Consider the following 16738-nt stretch of genomic DNA (forward strand, 5'->3'; position numbering starts at 1 on the left):
TTAAGCAGGCTTCAAACGTTGGCCGACGCTGCGTTCCAGTTCTGCGCGGGCGCGGCGTAAGTCGGCGGCGGCTTGCGCGGTTTTCAATTGCGCGTCCAGCCAACGGCGTTGGGTTTCGAGTACGAAGAGGTAGGTGACATTGCCTGCCGCGTAGGCGTTTTCAGCATCCTGTATGGCGGCTCGCAGCGGCGGCAGGATAGTCTGTTGCCACTGTTTCAGACTTTCACTGGCCTGCTGCAATCGGGCATGGGCTTCGCGGACATCCAAGGCAATCCGTTGTCGGGTAGCGACATATTGCCTGGCGGCCTTATCAAAGCGTGCCTGGGCTTGGGCGACGCCACCTTGATTTTGATTAACGATAGGCAATGTCACGTCTAAGCCTGGTCCTGCCAATAAAGGCCCGTTGACTTGCTTGGCGTTGAGACTGGCGGTGAAATTAAATACCTCGGCGCGCGCCAAGCCGATACGTTCGCCAGCGGCTTCTACATTAATTTCTGCGGCACGTAGATCGGGGCGAGCCAGTAACGCCTCCGCGACCAGTTTTTCCGACTCAAATTTTTCGCCATTAGCTGAGGTTTCCGTACTGATGGCAGTTGGCCACTGTTCCAGACTCAGGCCCGCCAGATGCCGTAAACGCTCACTCGCTATCTCGCAATCGTGTTGCAGGCGGCTTTGTTGTTCCCGGGCTTGCAGAGCATCGACTTGAGCATTGGTGACTTCCAGTTCGCTGGCGTCGCCGGCGCGCAAGCGCGCTTGCGTGAGTTCGGCAATATTGTGAATCAGAGTTACCGCAGACTGAGCCAGTTGCAAGCGTTCCTTGGCTAATGTTAGCTCGGCATGCGCCAACCTGACGTCACGAATCAAGTCCAATCCGTTTTGCACCAGGCGTTGCGCGGTTTGTTCAACATCCAATTTGGCCAACTCGACCCGTTGCGGGCGCAGCCAGAAAATTTCCAAGGGATAGCGTATCGTCAGTTCCAAAGGTTTTGCGCCCCATGGCACTAACATCGAAAAAGTGGGGTTGGGCAGCATCCCGGCTTGTACGAGATCGGCGCGAGACAGTCCTAAATCCGCCAAGGTCGCGCGAAAGGCCGCATTGTTCCAAAGCGCTAAACTGACCAACTCGTCATCGGACAAGCCGTCAGCTAAAGAGACATTCGCCGGCCATGTGGTTTCGTCGGCACCGGTTTCGGCAAAATGCTGACCTGTACGTTGTTCCAGATCGTTAGCGACGTCACTCAAACCCATGCCTTGCGGGGTACAGGCAGTCAACGACAAAGCGAGAAGCGTTATTGGGAAATGGCTGGAAATAAAAGGCGTCATGCGCTCGCCTCCGGGAGCGTCACAATCACCTTGAGGCCAACGCCGCCATCCCCATCGGTCAGTTTAATATCAGCCTGATGCTGCTCGGCAATTCGCCGCGCGATAGATAATCCAAGACCACTGCCGGATTCAGCGCTATTCAATACCCGGTAGAATCGGTCGAACACGCGATTGCGCTCATCGCAAGCAATGCCTGGGCCGGTGTCGTTGACTTCCAGACGAACCGCAGTGGCTTCGGCGGTGACACTGACGTCAATCCGTGCATCTGCTGGTGAATAGCGGATGGCGTTATCGAGCAGATTGCCGAGCAGAATGCGCAGCGCCTCTTCGGCACCGGCAACCCTGACATGATCCGCGCGCGACAGGCCGAGATCGATGTGGCGATGGGCGGCTTGCGGGGCAAAATCGGCTACCACGTTCCGCGCCAAATCATCCAAAAATAGCGGGGTGAGCGGATAATCGCCAGCCTCCGGATCGAGGCGAGCCAAAATCAGCAATTGCTGAACCAGATGACTGGCACGGGCTATACCTTGCCGTAAGGTTTGTATAGCTAGAGCACGCTGAGCGGGTTCAGTGGCACGCTCGGCCAGTTGTGCTTGCAAAGATAATGCAGTGAGCGGACTGCGCAGTTCATGCGCCGCATCAGCGGTAAACTGGCGCTGCGCCGCCAGCGCCTGATCCAATTGACTCAGCAGCGCGTTTATTGCGCTGACTAAGATGCTAACTTCTTCCGGTAAGTCGTTATTCGAGATCGGATCTAATGAATGAGGATTGCGACACGCCACAGCTTCAGCCACATGAGCCAATGGCGCTAAACCACGACCAATCGCCCAGCCAACCAATAACGCCAGTCCCGGCAGTAAAATCAGCCATGGCGTCAACAAATGCAAAGTGATTTCATTGGCCGTTTCTCGGCGTTCCTGCACTGTTTGAGCGATCTGGACAAATCCACTATCAGTTTTTAAATTAAATACCCGCCAGTCTTGGTTCTGCCAGTTAAGCGTGTCGTATCCCAGTTTTCCGCTTTGGGGTAATGGCGAAAACGAATGGGATCGAAACAGAATTCGACCGTCCGGGCCACGGATCTGACTGACTAAATCAATGCCATCACTGTATGGCGCAGGGCTGGTTGTGTTGGGTTTAACATCTTGCGAGACGTTTGAATGGGACAAGGAGTAAGCCGCTTCACGCAACACCTTGTCGAATAGTTCGTCAATTTCATCGTGAACATTCAGCCAAGTCGGCACGGCAAACGTGATACCTGCAAGCAGCAAGACGGGTATTAACAGATAGGTTAGCCGTTTGCGAATAGAGGTATTCATGGCTTCACCACTTTAAAACCAACGCCACGGACATTAAAAATAATGTCAGCACCGAGTTTGCGACGCAGATTATGCAGGTGGACATCAACCGCATTACTCGCCACTTCCTGGCCCCATCCATAGAGGCGCTCTTCCAATTGCGGACGGGACAGTACAGCGCCCGGTTGTTCCATCAGAGCATGCAGCAATGCAAACTCGCGGGCGGATAAGTCTATTAAAGTGTCGCGTAACCAGGCCTCGTGAGTCAGCGGGTTAATGCGCAAGGCGCCGTATTCAATGTCTGACGTGCCGCGTCCGGCACTTCTGCGTACCAGCGCATGAATACGAGCAACGAGTTCTTCCAAGGCAAACGGTTTGATTAGATAATCGTCGGCGCCGCTATTGAGACCGGCGACTCGATCACTTAGCCCATCGCGTGCTGTTAGGATTAACACGGGGATGGCGTTGCCGGATTTACGAAGTTCGACCAGCAGCTCTTGGCCGGATAGGCGCGGAAGCCCTAAGTCGAGCAACAATAAAGCGTACTCACTCGCCGCGTGTGATAGGGCTTGTTTGGCTTGTTCCCCGTCTTGTACCCAATCGACCACGAAGCCATCCAACTGCAATCCATCCCAGATCGACTGGCCGATCATCGGATCGTCTTCCGCTAATAACAAACGCATGTTGACCTTTAAAGTTTCTTCATCTGGCCAACAGTGTAAATGATCAAGATTTAAGTAATAGTTAAGGCACTTCGAATGTTCGGGAAGGTATCGATAACGGTCGTTCGTTATTGGAGTTGATCAAGGGCGGCATAGGGTCGTTTTTTGCCTATCACTGTCAGATCTAGTAAAAACTCGTTTCCCACATTGTGCGATTTTTACAGTTGATTTTCTCGACCCCAATCGTGGTGCGAAAAATCAACATGCGACACCTACATTTCCAAGGTTTAAACATCGGTCATAAATAGAAGCATACCTGATTAAGATGTTACTCATTTACGAAGAAATCCTTACCGTCCCCCCAATTACACCAAATCCTGAATCTGCCGCCTGACATCGCGACCTTGACCATCCTGCTCAACTGCCATGATAAACAAGCATCGCCCTTGACTAGACTTGGACCACAGCTCACCCACCGCACGCTTTTCGGCTGAATCGTCATTGCTGGCGTAGGCTTCACCCTTGTATTCGACGACCAACATCCGGCCGTCTTTCAATTCGCAGACAAAATCCGGATAAAAGCGATTATGAGCTAGTGGTAGCCAAAACGAGGCATGATCCCGACGCACCAGGTTCCGAATCCAATATTTCACTTCCGGAAGACTATCAATCGCCTTGGCGCATTCGTACTCTTCGCCTTGAGCTTTCAAGTCCTCAATAATCGGATAAAAGTGTTTTTGAAATTTGTAGCGACCAGCGTAATACGGCGGTCGCGCTGGGTAGTGGTCTGGCGAGAAGCGATGGACAAACTCATCCGTCAATACCACTTGCGCTGCATTGCCGAACAAGGTTTGTTGGTAACCGGCTTTTTGCGCACGTTTGCGGTATAGGCCAATTAAATCTCTGACCGCCCGTAGCAAGGGGTATTTGTTGCGTACCAATGCGGTCAAATTGATATTGGGTGTTTGCAGCAAATCGTTGATCAGCAGGGCGCTAAATTTAATCAGGTCGCGCTGCATGACATCGGCTTGCTTGCATTCCCGATCCAGCCAGCCAATCAAATCTTGTTCGGTGACATCCAACAAATCTTCATTGAGGTTAATCACCTCATTTTGCTGGGCAATGTGGTAACTGATTTCCTTGCCATCCAGATCAATGGAAAAACTGTTGCTGGTTTCCTGTATGCGGAAGTTATTCAATTTGGCCGGGTAATCGAGCAAGTTCAACTGACCGTTTTCCAGAATAGTTTCCGGTTCGATCAGTTCCAATTCGTCTTGAATGACAGCGCATAGCAACGGCAAACGACCAAACTTCTCGCCGCGTTCGGACGGTGATTTTTGTGCCTGGATGCTTTGATTGTGGATGCGCAAATCGCGGGCGATGGCTTCTTGAGCAGGCTTTTTACCCACCGCTTTAAGCAAGGCTTGCTGCAACGGTTCGGACACTTCACCGCTGATGCGCACGACATAAGCGCCGTTATCCTCACTGATAGCCAATTGGCGTTTGTCGGCGTCGTCCAAATGCTCCAGATCCGGCATGGTAGGCAATTCAATCACCAAAGAAGCCAGCACTGGTTTGGAACCCTCTCCGGCGTTAGGTCCAAACAAATCGATTTGCCCATCACCAACCGGCGCTTGCTGCCGCAAAAACGCGGCAATTTCCATTTCCTCAAAACCCATGGCAATCAACTTGTCGGTCAACTCCTTGGCGGCATTGGCAAAGCCTTTGGTGGCCAGATGCGCGTAAGCCCGGTTTAAATCTTCAATCAGCCGCCGGCGGGCAAACGGCATCCGCAGTACCCGGCCCAGCAACTGTTCGGCATCCTTGCTGGAACTGACTTGCTTGACCGAGCAAAACACATAGGCAAACGAGCAATCCCAGCCTTCCTTCAAGGCTTCGATGGTAATGATGTATTCAATTGGGCATGCTGGGTCGAACAAATTCAGGCCATCCAGCTCGCGCTGGTTGCCGGTGGCAATTGCGATGCTGCTGGGCTCGATATGCAAATCATCGGTCAGATAGGCTTTCAACACCTCAACCGTCACTTCGCCGTTTTTGGCTTCCGCTTGCAGCAAGGCAATCGGGCGGATATACGCCTCGTCTTGCTGGGCATCCTGAGCCAATTTGTTCCGTGTGATAACTGTATCGCGTACCGCATCCTGCCAGTTTTGATGCTCGGTTAGAATGATCGGCAGCTTGATCATCTCCTCGGCTTTCAATTCCGCCGCCGAGACGTGATAAAGAATGTTACTGCCGTTAGTTGTAGTGGTGTTGGGGGTAGCGGTAAATTCGATAATCGCGGCCGGATGCACGCGCTGCAAGGTGTCAAAGGTTAATGAGGTTCTGGCGTTATGTGCCTCGTCGACAATCAATAGCGGTCGGTGTAAGGCCAACAAGTTGGCAAACGAGTATTTGATTTTGCCGAGCTCGTTCGCACTCAACCCCACTTCCTGAATATCGGCTTCGCTGACTTTTTCCAGCCTATCCAGATAAGGATGATTCGACGGCAACTTGGCGAAATGCGGCTCGAAATTTTCGTGATAGGCGTAGACCTTGCGTCCGGAGGTATCGTTAACGCGCAAATTGGCCAAGGTCGATACCACCACAATGGCTTTCTGTCCGATGTCTTGCGGCCGGATTTGGGTGACCTCATCAATGTCCAACACCAGCACCTGATGGTTGAAGGCGAAATCCAGCTTTTCCCGATACGGATGACCGGGCTTTTTCAAGGCTTCAACGGTTTGTTGCCGAATGGTATTACTGGGAACCAGCCACAAGGTGATCGGAAAATCCACATCCAGATAACTTTTAGCCGCCGTGACGATGGCATGGGATGCCAGCAGGGTTTTACCGCCTCCGGTGGGAATGCGGAAACACACATAAGGCACGTCGGCAAAGCCGTAATCGCGATAAGCCAATGCAAACAACCCTTGCGCTTGCAACGCTTCGGCATAAGCGTCCGTTACATTTTGCCGGTCACGAGCCTTGGACAGAAAACTGTCCAGCGTATCGATGGCGCGTTGTTGGTAGCCTTTTAAGGTTAGCATCGTGAATCCCTATCATTAATTCCAAAATCTACGCCAACCGCTTTCATTCGCCCGCTTCGCGTACAGCAAACTCGACCACCGTATCGCTCAACCAAATGCCTCGTTGCCGCATCCGCCGCACGGCGTCGGTTATCTTGACGGGATAACCCAAGCGTTTGGCTTTCAACAAAATACCGATAGAGCCGGTCAATGTCAGGCCGGATAGCCTCGCAAAACGGCGACCGACATTCTCGTCGATAGCCACTAATGGGATGCCTTCCTGCAAGGCCAATTGAATCACCGCAGCTTCGCCCGCATCCAATGAATTGCGCAGTAAGACAGGAATCGTCACTGGCTGACTTTGTTTATACAACCAATCAGCCTGTTGAAACTCGCTCACGGCAAAACCATCGGAACCGCCGACATGGATTTCCCGGCACACTTCCCAGGGCACCCAGACCCGGCTATACAGCATCGGCAGCATATCCAATGTGCCTGTAGCCGCGATTAACGACAGGATGGGCGTGGTGTTGATAACAATTTCTTTGGTTTCAGGCATTGCGCAAATCCGCCAGTAACTCATCAGCGCCCAAATCAATGGCAACCACGCCATAACGGTGTAACTCCAACAAGAAATCGACCCGTTCCATGCCCACCAATGCCGCCGCCATGCCACTAGAGATGCGCTTCATTTCGTACAGCTTTACCGCCATGGCCATTTTCGCCTCATGTTCGAACTGCGACGGCGATTGTTGCAAGGCATCGGGTAATTGTTCAGGATAATTAACGATCAGTTGCATCGTGCTTCTCCGCTTTTAGTTTTTCGGTCATCAATCGTTCCTACATTCTGGCAAGAAACGATAACAATAGTTATCTCTGTATATAATTTCATGGTGGTGATAGAAGACAGGGCGCTTACACGCCAGACCCAATCAAAACCACTGGCTCGTTCGTGTAAGAGAACGAGCTTCACAACGCCTTCACGTCGTAGGGAATTTGTTTGAAGGTGATGTTGTGCTCGGCCAGGCGGGACGGGCCCAAGCGGCAGCTTTCACCGTAGATCGTGACCGGGCCGGCATGGTCTTCAAGGCCGGGCAATTCGGCCAGTACGCGCGAGGTTAGCACATTGCCGCCTTGCGGGCGGCGGTCGCCGAGGATGCCGTTGTACAGCAGATAGTAGGCGGTGCCGTCGTCAACGCCCAGCAACGGCGAATTAGCGGTTTTAGCCAGCGGTGTTTTGGTTTCCGCGTACCAGATGTGCGCGGCCAGCGCGGCGAATTGGATGTCGTGGTTGAGTTTGCCGTAAGCGTCGAACACCGGTTGGCCCAGCTTGAAAAAGCGAAAGCCGCCACCACCCTGCCAATCGACTGCTTTGGAAATACCGCCTTGCTCGCCGTCAACGACTTTGCACAAACGGGTCTGGCAATGTGTTTGGGCGTGGTCGCCCATTTCGATGCCGATGTAACGGCGGTTCATTTTGTGGGCCACGGCGGCGGTTGTGCCAGAGCCGAGGAAGCTGTCGAGGATTAGGTCGTTGGGGTTGGTTGCGATCTCGAAAATGCGCTGCACTAATCCCTCTGGTTTTGGAGTTGCAAACACATCTTCTTGATTGAATACCATCACTTCTTTTTTGGAAGTTTGATTATCTCCAACCTCAGAGCGTAGCCATATTGTTGTGCAAACTATGCCATCCTGTACCTCCGACAAAAATCTTTTAATACGTGGCACGTTACTTCCGTTTTCACCAAACCAAATTCGATTATCTTCACAAAGCTCCAAAAATTTCTCTTCTGCCGCACCCCAACATCTACCTTTCGTAGGCCACAATTTTCTTCCCGATGGTGTTGTAATTTCATACAAATTATTACTTTGACCAGTTTTTGCAAATTGTGCCCCACGCTGTCCACCGGTTAAGCTAATTGTGAAGTCACCAGAAGTCCAAACGCCTCGAGGATCATTATCTGGGTTGGAAAATCGAGCATCAGCAATCTCTGTTCGTTTCAAAAGTTTTGGTCGCCAAATTTGCTTATTTTTGGCAAAGCAAACTACGTGATCATGGCTGTCCGAAAGCCAAACGGCATTTGCTTGTGGAGATGCTTTCTTTTGCCAAATAATATTCGCCACAAAATTCCCCCGCCCAAACACCTCATCCATGATGACCTTCAAATAATGAGCTTCGTTGTCGTCGATGGATACCCAGATGCTGCCGTCCTCGCTAAGCAATTCCCGCAGCAATTCCAGGCGCGGGTACATCATGCTCAGCCAGATCGAATGTTCCAGATTGTCGTCGTAATGGCTAAAGGCAGAGCGGGTGTTGTACGGCGGGTCGATGTAGATACATTTGACCTGACCGGCGTAGAACGGAATCAGCGCTTTCAAGGCTTCCAGGTTGTCGCCTTGGATCAGCATATTCCGGTTATCTGGATCGCCATACGACAAACCAGGCACTTCTTCCAACAAGCGGTAAGCGCATTGGCTAACGGTTTTGACGGCTTGGTTTTTGTTGAGCCAGTGTAGAATTGGCAAGGTAGGTTCCTTTCGTAGAGTCCGTTAAAGGTACAAATTCAAGTCCGGAATGAATTTGAAATCCTTGGTATTCAGGGTGTACAGCGCCACATCATGGCTAAGCGCGGTCGCTGCAATCAACATATCGGGGACCGAGGCTTTATGGCTGAGCGAATAGCGCCGCATCAAGTCGATAAACAAGCTGGAAATGGCCGGATTCAGGCCGTAGCAATGGCACTGTCCAAGATGGCGTTCAATTTTGACCAGTTCTTGCTTGTCTCTAGCGCCGTAAAACAGTTCGGCTTTGGTGATGACGCTGACCGCTATATTAGTTGGTCCAATGGTTCTGAGGGTTTGGATGATCTCCGGATTGCCTTTGTAAAATTCAATCAGGATATTGGTATCACAGAGAATCATCCGCGCCGATCCGGCCAGGCTTTTGCGCGAATGGCCGCTTGGTCGATTTCTCGATCTTCCCAAATGCCGGCACAGTTAAAGAAATCGTCGCCGGATGAAGGCTGGGCGATGGCTGCCATTTCCTTGATCACCTCGTCATGCTCGATCACTTCGCCACGGTCAGCGGCGGTTATGCCTTGGCTGATTTTTTCAATTTGCCGGGCATGGGTTTTCAGATATTCGCGCAAGGCTTGGTTGACCAAGTAATTGCGGGAACGGTCCAAAGCGCCTGCCATGCTATCGAGTTGATGCACGATGTCTGTTTCCGCTCTAACGGTAAAGGCTTCGGTGGCCATGGTGGTTACTCCGGTTAATGGTGGTTCGTTTGTAATCATATAGCATGGTTTAACGCTTGGCTAATTGCGTATTTAGTAAGCTTCCAATTTGTCCGATTACGATTCACTAATCGGACGCTGGCTAAATCATCGATCACTGATTTGACATATCAAACGGCGTTGAAAAGTTACCGGAAGCCCTTAGGCGCTTTTCTATCACGCGGCAGGCGCGCAACAAATGACCGACTCCAGAATGGTTTTCAGCAGCTATACGACAGGAACGAATAACCAAATTTGCTATAATTTGTTATTCGTAGCCACAGCGAAGAACTCTAACCATGAACATTTCCCTTAACCCCCATTTTGAAGAACTGGTGAAGGCCAAGGTTGATAGCGGTCTTTATAATTCCGTTAGCGAGGTCGTGCGCGAGGCTTTACGCCTTTTGGAAGAACGCGATCAGTTACGAGCGTTGCGAATGGATGAATTGCGGCGAGAAATTCAAAAAGGGATAGACAGCGGCGATCCCGCCCCTTTGGACATGGACATCATTAAAGCCAGAGGTCGCCAAAGGCTGGCCGAGCGGAAACAATAAGGATAAAGATAAATGCCGCGTCTGCTCATCAGGCCAGAGGCCGAAAGCGATCTTGATGAAATCTGGTGGTATATCGCCCAAGATAGCCCGAACCAGGCCGACAAGTTTCTTGATCGGATTCAGGAAACACTATTGGCGTTGGCCGACTATCCGAAAATTGGATCCTGCCGCGACGAAATCAAAAACGGGGTGCGCAGTCATCCCGTTGGAAATTACCTGATTTTTTATTTTCCGCTACATGACGGCATTGACATTATCCGCGTGATGAACAAAGCGCGGGATATTGAAAACCTGCTCTAACATCAAAGAATACTATTCCTATTTTGTTCCGGTTGACACGAAACAGGGCCGTAGGATGATGCCAAATTTATTTTAATGGCTTTGGCCGGTAGCCTTTTTTACATTTATTAGCCACCAGTGTGTCTTCCGCGGCTAAAGCTTCCCTTTCGTTGGCAAACCAATCTTTCCTAACCGTACCTGGTGAGCCCACCCTGCCCCACTCCCTAACCAACGACCAATCACCGAAAATGCCTGGTGTCACAAACATCTGGTAAAACCGGTGCAGGTTTTTGTCGGGGTCGTGGCGTTCCAGATGAATGTGGGTCATGTTTTTGCCTCAAATATCTGCCACCAACTTACTCAATCGCTCCTGTCCTGCATGGGTGTAAATCTGTGTAGTTGCAATGCTTTCATGACCGAGCAAGGCCTGAATGTCGACCAGTTGCACATCCTTTTCCAGCAAACGGGTAGCGTAGGTATGCCGGAGCTTGTGCGGCGTGACCTTCTTATCTATGCCGGCTTTCTCGATCAGTTTCTTTAAATAAGCTCGCACGGCGTGGGCTGTTGGCGGCTTGCCGCCAGGTTTCTTGGCGAATAGGTATTCATCGCCGTCCTTCCCTCCAATCGATAAGGCCAGCACCCGGCCGAAGGCCTCCGGCAACGGGACTTGCCGCTCCTTGTTGCCCTTCCCTATCACTCGAAGGCTTTTGGCCACGCCATCGACCACGCGTACATCGCGGTTTTTCATGCCCAAGGCTTCGCTGATGCGCAAACCGGACTTCTGGATCAGCTCGAACAGCAGTTCATAGCGCCGGCGTACTTCGAGCAGGCTATCACGGCTGCGGCCAAAGATGTTGTCTGGAATATCGTCGTAATTGCGGGTGGCCTTGATAAAGGCGTTTTGCTCTTCGGTTTCCAGCCAAACCGGAATTCGGCGCGGACGTTTGGGTTTCTCGATCTGGTAGATGGGGTCTTCCTGGACTTTGCTATTACGCTTGGCCCATTTATAGAAAGTGGCGAGACAGGAAATCTTTCTGGCCACGGCATGTGCCCCTACCCCTTCGCGGGACAAATGCGAAACAAAATGCTCGACATCGGTTGGGCCGCAGTTTTGCCAATCCAGCTTGGCCTCGAGTAGCCAGCGCTGCCAAATGCCCAAATCCGAGTTGTAGTTGTAGCAGGTGGTATCGGAATGGCCCTTGGTGTATTTCAGGAAACTAAGAAAATCCTTTCTGGTTTGCTCAAAGGGGGGCAGTCACAGAATTCGGAAAAAATAGTACGCTAAGCTTTTAGGGGTTGTAAGCCGGAACCGCCGAAAATTTTGTCACCCTAATTTCAGTCCTTCTACCAGCGCATCCAAGTCGATCAATTTGCCGTCGTTTTGGAATGTGTAGTGCCCATTCAACAAAATGTGCCGCCAAGCCGTAGGCGACATTTGTGTAATTAACGCTAATGCCTTAGCATTCCCATTCGCTTCGAACTTAGTCAATAGCTTCGATAATATCGCCGAGTTGTAGTAGCTGATCGCATTGGCAATCAGCCTTGCACACTGGTTACTGATCTCGATTTCTATATCGGTGCGTCCGGTCAATTCCTTCTTTCCGCCAACTTTTGAGATGGCTCCGCGTAGCTGGTGATAGGATTCAATACGGTTTTGTGAGCGATGAACATTGCGCTCCAGTTGCGGATCGCGCAGATAACGTAATGTGTAAATGCTGCGTATTAGTTTATCGAAGTCAAAGATCGCGCGGCGTGTCGGATTCGGCGCGGTATAAGTGCATAACTTGCGGATCAGCGTACCTTGCGTCATTTCTTTCAGACCAAGCGTAGCGACAATCTGATCGAAGTTCGGTTTTTCTTTAGCAATGGCTTCAATATCAATCTGGCTAACCGGTTTGATTAGAAAATCATCGTACAACGCCAGATCATCGGCGCAATAAAGTTCTTGCAATTGGTCATTCAGGTCGGTAAATCGAGGTTCAAAGCGCAAGCCGAACCAATGCAAAATAGCAAAGTTTGCCTTGTTAACGCTGTGCATGTCACCCGTGATCGCGGTGGGCACAATATCGGATGTGTTGCGATACCAGATATCGAAAACATGATGGGCTTCGTATTCATGCGCGCCGATTAGATAACCGTTTAGCGGTATGTGGTTGCACAACAGCGTATAGGCTACTACGCCTTTGCCGCGTCCAAAGTATTTCCGCGAATGACGGGCCTTTACCGTTGGCCGCTCAACACCTAATTTTTGACCATCGACAGCGGCGTACAGCGTTTCCAAGTCGAACGAGTAATAGGGGAAGATCGGAAGTTCCGCGATAGCGTTGCTGATGAGGTCATTAGCGGCCTGAAGGGAGGCTTGTCGAAGGTACTGCTGGTAGCTTGTCTCCAGAACGTGGTACGGAATATCGCTGGTACGAGCCATAACCAGATTGCCGTGATTCATTGCCTGAGCGATGATGACCGCCATCAGGCTGTCGCTGTCGGCGACCTTTTTCGCATATCGCGGTTGCAACGGCTTCAGCGCAGACAAAAACTGGGTTTGGCTATTGACGAAACGGAATACATCGGCAACATCGCAAAATGGCAGTTTTTCATAAAATGTTCGCTCGGATGCCTTGTGTTTATCAGCCTTTGGCTTGCGCCAGGACAGTTTCTGAGTATTTTTATCGTATTCCAGGTATGTCAATTTACCTTGTTTTAGTTCGCGATTGAACGCTATCCATTGCTCTCGCAATTCGGCCGCAAGTGCATCAAGCTGGATATTGATCGACTTGCGCAAGAATGGGATGTCCATCTGTGCGAGTATATCGGCCTTGTCTTCCATGGATACCAGCTCATCAGAGAAATGGCGATGTTGCAAGCTATCGTCAATGTAAATTTCGCCAGACTTCAGGCGTTTCCTGATTTGACGATATAACCAAAATTCGTAGCGGTCGGCATGTAAACTGGTCGGATTACCGTCTGCATCGAAGATTAATAGATACTGTCGCAGCCGCTTCGGCAACGTGGTTGGCGGGCATTCATCCAGTGGTCTCTGCGAAAGGCGCTGCTGCTTGGCGAATACTTCTTTGGCCCAAACAAGCGCGGCAAGCCAGGGACTGTCAGGGGTGACGCTGGAGAAATCGAGCGCGACGTATAACGGTCTTAAATGGCGGCGAATACGTTCGGCCATGCCGTCAACCGCTTGCCAATGCAGGGCCAATTTGCTTGCTGGTTTGACACTCATGCGCTGACCCGTGTCCTGAAGCGTGTCTTTCGGCATGATCTTGTATGCACGCTGCCGCACATTGCCGAATGGTGTGGCATCGGCTACCGTTTCATCTACATAGAGCAGCAACAGGCGTCCAACCCGCTGGGTTTCCAGGCGGCGTTGTCCCTGAACGACAGCAAACGATTGTTTTGCGGCTGCACTGCTTTCATCTTCCAACTGTTTCATGTGGAAAGCCATCGCATCGACCAGATTATCGGTAAACTGCCGGTAGCGTTGCCAGGCATAGCACAACAAGTAGAGATAGGTCTGCTCCGGCTTGAGGTTTCGCAAGTCGTGAACGGTATAAAAATTGGCCAAACTCGCATAGTAGAGCAAGTTCTGCTGTGAAACGCCCAACTTGGGCAGCAAGGCTTTTGCAATCCTGTGCAGCGGTTCCAGCAGGGTGCGCTTCTCGCGTTCGCGGGTCATCTGACGCCAGCCGAAATTCTTGGCATCCTGCTTTAGCGCCGCTAATTGAGACAGGGTATCATCACGCACTAGGAGCTGGGTCAGTGAGGCTTTGGCCTCGTCATCAAGTATTTCCGCAAGCAGGCCGCCCAACCGCCGGCGTTCGGCAGATAGGGTTTCGCTGATCAATTCTTGCAGAGTGGTATAGCCAGGCCGAATGATTTTGTGTTCGTTAAGCCATATGAGCAATTCGGCAGCGATAAACCCTGGTGAGACATCGCGCCGTACAATAGACTCGACTTGATGTGCAAGCTGCGGCAGGAAGTCGGATGTCCACAGCCGATAGCCGAACAATTCGGCGATTCGCCCGCGCTGGGTGTAATACTCATGGTTGGTTATCGGCTTTCGTTCGAACACATCGCCGATGAAATAACGGCTCAAGACAAAAGCGCAATCGTCTTCGACTTCGTTCCAGTCAAACCGGAAAAAGCTGTGCTTGGCCTTGAAATAACCGATTTGCAAAATGCAATAAACCTGCGCATGAAGACCGGGGCGGCTGGCCGCAAGCTCCAATTCTGTTTCAGATAGAGCCAAGTATTCCAACCGCTGATCATCATCGAAATCCGGCAGGCCGTACAGGGCGACTTGTTCAGCTTCCGAGAGGACTGTTAATCGCTCGCTTTTGGCGATCATGGTGACGATGTTCCACTCGAACCAGTCCAACCAATGCGCGCAAGGGTTTCGATCAAGGTAGTCCGTTTGACACCGAAGTTGCGGCAAGCCGCCGCTTTGGACATACCGCCATTCAGTGCGGCAATAATCGCGTCCAGTTTTTCGCCGGTAATGGCTTGCGGACGACCGCCTATCCGTCCACGCCGCCTAGCGGCGGATAATCCGGCAACAACCCGCTCTTGAATTAAGGCTCGTTCGTACTGGGCAAGTGCGCCGAATACATGGAACAGAAGTTCGCCGGATGCGGTGGTGGTGTCCATGCCCTCGGTTAGAGACCGGAAGGCGACTTGTTTACTCTTAAGCGTGTTTACGATTTCCAGCAGATGCGACAACGACCGGCCCAGCCGATCCAGTTTCCATACCACAAGCACATCTCCAGGGTGGACAAATTCAAGTACCTTTGCCAGACCTGTTCGGTCATCTTTTGCTCCGGAAGCACGGTCTTCAAACAAGTGCCGGGCATCTACCCCGGCAGCCAGCAGTGCATCGCGCTGCAAATCGGTGCTCTGCCGATCCGAATCCGATGAAACACGCATGTAGCCTACTAACATAGACGAAAAACCTATCAAATTTAGTTTCCGTATGGTATCGCATTCCGACAGGGTTTATCGCATATTTTTAGGGCTTGTTCGATAGGCAAATTTTAGATCGGTAGCAAGCTGTCGGAAAACATGTGTTTTACGACAGGCTGACAACGGCCATGAGCTGCAACTTATCTCACTCCTATTATTCTTCAAGCTGAAGAACTTGCGATGGTTAAGGTTGTTGGGTACGTTTTTCATGGCGTGCTCAAGACCTAATCAAGCCATCGAGCTAATGGTATTGCGGAAACGAGTCAGCGCCAATACGAAGAAGACGCCTCCGATCGCGATTAATGCAAGAAATTGCGGCCAAACGATGCTGAAGTCGGCGCCACGATACAGGATAGCCTGAGTTAGCGAGACGAAGTGAGTGGATGGAGCCGCCAACATGATGTTCTGCACCAGCACCGGCATGCTCTCGCGCGGGGTCATGCCGCCTGACAGCATTTGCAGCGGCAGCAGAATAACCAGCAATAACAGGCCGAACTGCGGCATTGAGCGTGCCATTGTGGCGAGGAGAATACCCAGTGACGTAGTGGTGAACAGATATAGCGTCATGCCGGCGACGAACAGTGGGATTGAGCCATGAACCGGCACCTCCAGCAGTCCCTGCACGACGAAAGCCAGCGACGCCGTCGCCACGACGACCACGATCAGACCCATCGACCACACCTTGGCGAGCATGATTTCAAACGGCGTCAGCGGCATAACCAGTAAATGCTCGATAGTGCCATGCTCGCGTTCGCGGATCAGCGCGGCCCCGGTGAGGACAATGGACAGTGCAGTGATGCTGTTGACGAGTTCCATTACCGAGCCGAACCAAGCTGAGTTCAGGTTCGGATTGAACAGCGCCCGCGTTTCCAGTTCGACCGGCCACGTCGCGAGCGTGCGATGACCTTGAACGAAGGTCGCCACTTCGCCATTGACGATGGTCTGCACATAGCCGTTGCCGATGAAGGCCTGCGAGATGCGGGTGGCATCGACGTTGAGCTGAATTGCCGGTTGCCGTCCAGCCAGCAGGTCGCGCTGAAAATTGGGCGGAATATCCAAGATGAAGGTAAAAAGGCCGGCATCCATGCCCAGATCGGCGGCGTATTGATCGATGAAGACAGGCGCCATGAAATGTGGTGGATAAAAGGCATTGGCGATACGTGCCGATAACGGCGAACGATCCTCGTCGATGATGGCGATGGGCGCCTTGTGCAGCGACTGCGGAAGGCCGGTGGCGACCACGTAGATCTGAGCACTAAAGGCGAAGACTATGATCACCAGCATAAAGGTGTCGCGGCCGAGGCTGCGTATTTCCTTGATGCCGAGATTAAAAATATTACGTAGCCTCTGCAT

The 16738-nt window shown here is 51.6% G+C and carries 16 protein-coding genes; 2 read left to right on the forward strand and 14 right to left on the reverse strand.

The window, feature by feature from the left end:
- The 9 genes from ACWAU0_RS22605 to ACWAU0_RS22645 form a co-directional block, all read right to left on the reverse strand.
- Positions 1–1323 carry a TolC family protein gene (locus ACWAU0_RS22605; RefSeq protein ID WP_278211083.1) on the reverse strand — a complete coding sequence of 441 codons (1323 nt, stop codon included), beginning with the start codon at positions 1321–1323 and terminating at the stop codon, positions 1–3.
- A complete protein-coding gene (locus tag ACWAU0_RS22610; protein ID WP_458138063.1) occupies positions 1320–2645 on the reverse strand; it encodes an ATP-binding protein in 1326 nt (441 codons plus the stop codon). Before ACWAU0_RS22610 ends, ACWAU0_RS22605 begins: the two co-directional genes overlap by 4 nt.
- Entirely contained in the window at positions 2642–3307 is a 666-nt protein-coding gene (locus tag ACWAU0_RS22615; protein ID WP_458139265.1) for a response regulator, read from the reverse strand. Before ACWAU0_RS22615 ends, ACWAU0_RS22610 begins: the two co-directional genes overlap by 4 nt.
- A gap of 344 nt (positions 3308–3651) precedes the next feature.
- Positions 3652–6333 carry a DEAD/DEAH box helicase gene (locus tag ACWAU0_RS22620; RefSeq protein WP_458139266.1) on the reverse strand — a complete coding sequence of 894 codons (2682 nt, stop codon included), beginning with the start codon at positions 6331–6333 and terminating at the stop codon, positions 3652–3654.
- A 43-nt stretch (positions 6334–6376) separates the two neighbouring features.
- Positions 6377–6871, reverse strand: coding sequence for a PIN domain-containing protein (locus ACWAU0_RS22625; RefSeq protein ID WP_458139267.1), 495 nt, complete (start codon positions 6869–6871; stop codon positions 6377–6379).
- Complete coding sequence (locus tag ACWAU0_RS22630) at positions 6864–7112, reverse strand: UPF0175 family protein (RefSeq protein WP_020484029.1); 249 nt, start codon at positions 7110–7112, stop codon at positions 6864–6866. The genes ACWAU0_RS22625 and ACWAU0_RS22630 overlap by 8 nt, the downstream gene beginning before the upstream one ends.
- 169 nt (positions 7113–7281) lie before the next feature.
- Entirely contained in the window at positions 7282–8838 is a 1557-nt protein-coding gene (locus ACWAU0_RS22635; RefSeq protein WP_458139268.1) for a site-specific DNA-methyltransferase, read from the reverse strand.
- Between the two features lie 24 nt (positions 8839–8862).
- Positions 8863–9234 carry a type II toxin-antitoxin system VapC family toxin gene (locus ACWAU0_RS22640; RefSeq protein WP_458139269.1) on the reverse strand — a complete coding sequence of 124 codons (372 nt, stop codon included), beginning with the start codon at positions 9232–9234 and terminating at the stop codon, positions 8863–8865.
- Positions 9231–9569 (reverse strand): CopG family ribbon-helix-helix protein, encoded by a 339-nt coding sequence (locus ACWAU0_RS22645; RefSeq protein WP_458139270.1) that lies wholly within the window; start codon positions 9567–9569, stop codon positions 9231–9233. The genes ACWAU0_RS22640 and ACWAU0_RS22645 overlap by 4 nt, the downstream gene beginning before the upstream one ends.
- Positions 9570–9886: 317 nt before the next feature.
- Between ACWAU0_RS22645 and ACWAU0_RS22650 the strand changes: the two genes are divergently transcribed.
- Together ACWAU0_RS22650 and ACWAU0_RS22655 are read left to right on the forward strand one after the other, a co-directional pair.
- Positions 9887–10141: a type II toxin-antitoxin system ParD family antitoxin gene (locus ACWAU0_RS22650; protein WP_458139271.1), complete on the forward strand. Its 255-nt coding sequence runs from the start codon at positions 9887–9889 to the stop codon at positions 10139–10141.
- A gap of 12 nt (positions 10142–10153) precedes the next feature.
- The gene (locus tag ACWAU0_RS22655) at positions 10154–10441 is read left to right on the forward strand and encodes a type II toxin-antitoxin system RelE/ParE family toxin (protein ID WP_458139272.1); all 288 of its coding nucleotides are present in this window, start codon (positions 10154–10156) and stop codon (positions 10439–10441) included.
- A gap of 67 nt (positions 10442–10508) precedes the next feature.
- Here the strand turns inward: ACWAU0_RS22655 and ACWAU0_RS22660 are convergent, their stop codons facing one another.
- From ACWAU0_RS22660 to ACWAU0_RS22680, 5 genes are all read right to left on the reverse strand, one after another.
- On the reverse strand, positions 10509–10748 hold the full coding sequence (locus tag ACWAU0_RS22660) for a WGR domain-containing protein (protein WP_458139273.1): 240 nt from the start codon (positions 10746–10748) through the stop codon (positions 10509–10511).
- A gap of 9 nt (positions 10749–10757) precedes the next feature.
- Positions 10758–11675, reverse strand: a complete 918-nt coding sequence (locus tag ACWAU0_RS22665) for a tyrosine-type recombinase/integrase (RefSeq protein ID WP_458139310.1) — start codon at positions 11673–11675, stop codon at positions 10758–10760.
- 69 nt (positions 11676–11744) lie between these two features.
- Positions 11745–14774 carry a Tn3 family transposase gene (locus tag ACWAU0_RS22670; RefSeq protein ID WP_171697930.1) on the reverse strand — a complete coding sequence of 1010 codons (3030 nt, stop codon included), beginning with the start codon at positions 14772–14774 and terminating at the stop codon, positions 11745–11747.
- Positions 14771–15364, reverse strand: coding sequence for a recombinase family protein (locus ACWAU0_RS22675; protein WP_171697929.1), 594 nt, complete (start codon positions 15362–15364; stop codon positions 14771–14773). The genes ACWAU0_RS22670 and ACWAU0_RS22675 overlap by 4 nt, the downstream gene beginning before the upstream one ends.
- A 249-nt stretch (positions 15365–15613) precedes the next feature.
- On the reverse strand, positions 15614–16738 hold the full coding sequence (locus ACWAU0_RS22680; RefSeq protein WP_171697928.1) for an ABC transporter permease: 1125 nt from the start codon (positions 16736–16738) through the stop codon (positions 15614–15616).

It is taken from the genome of Methylomonas sp. Uni0009 (genome assembly GCF_054188105.3).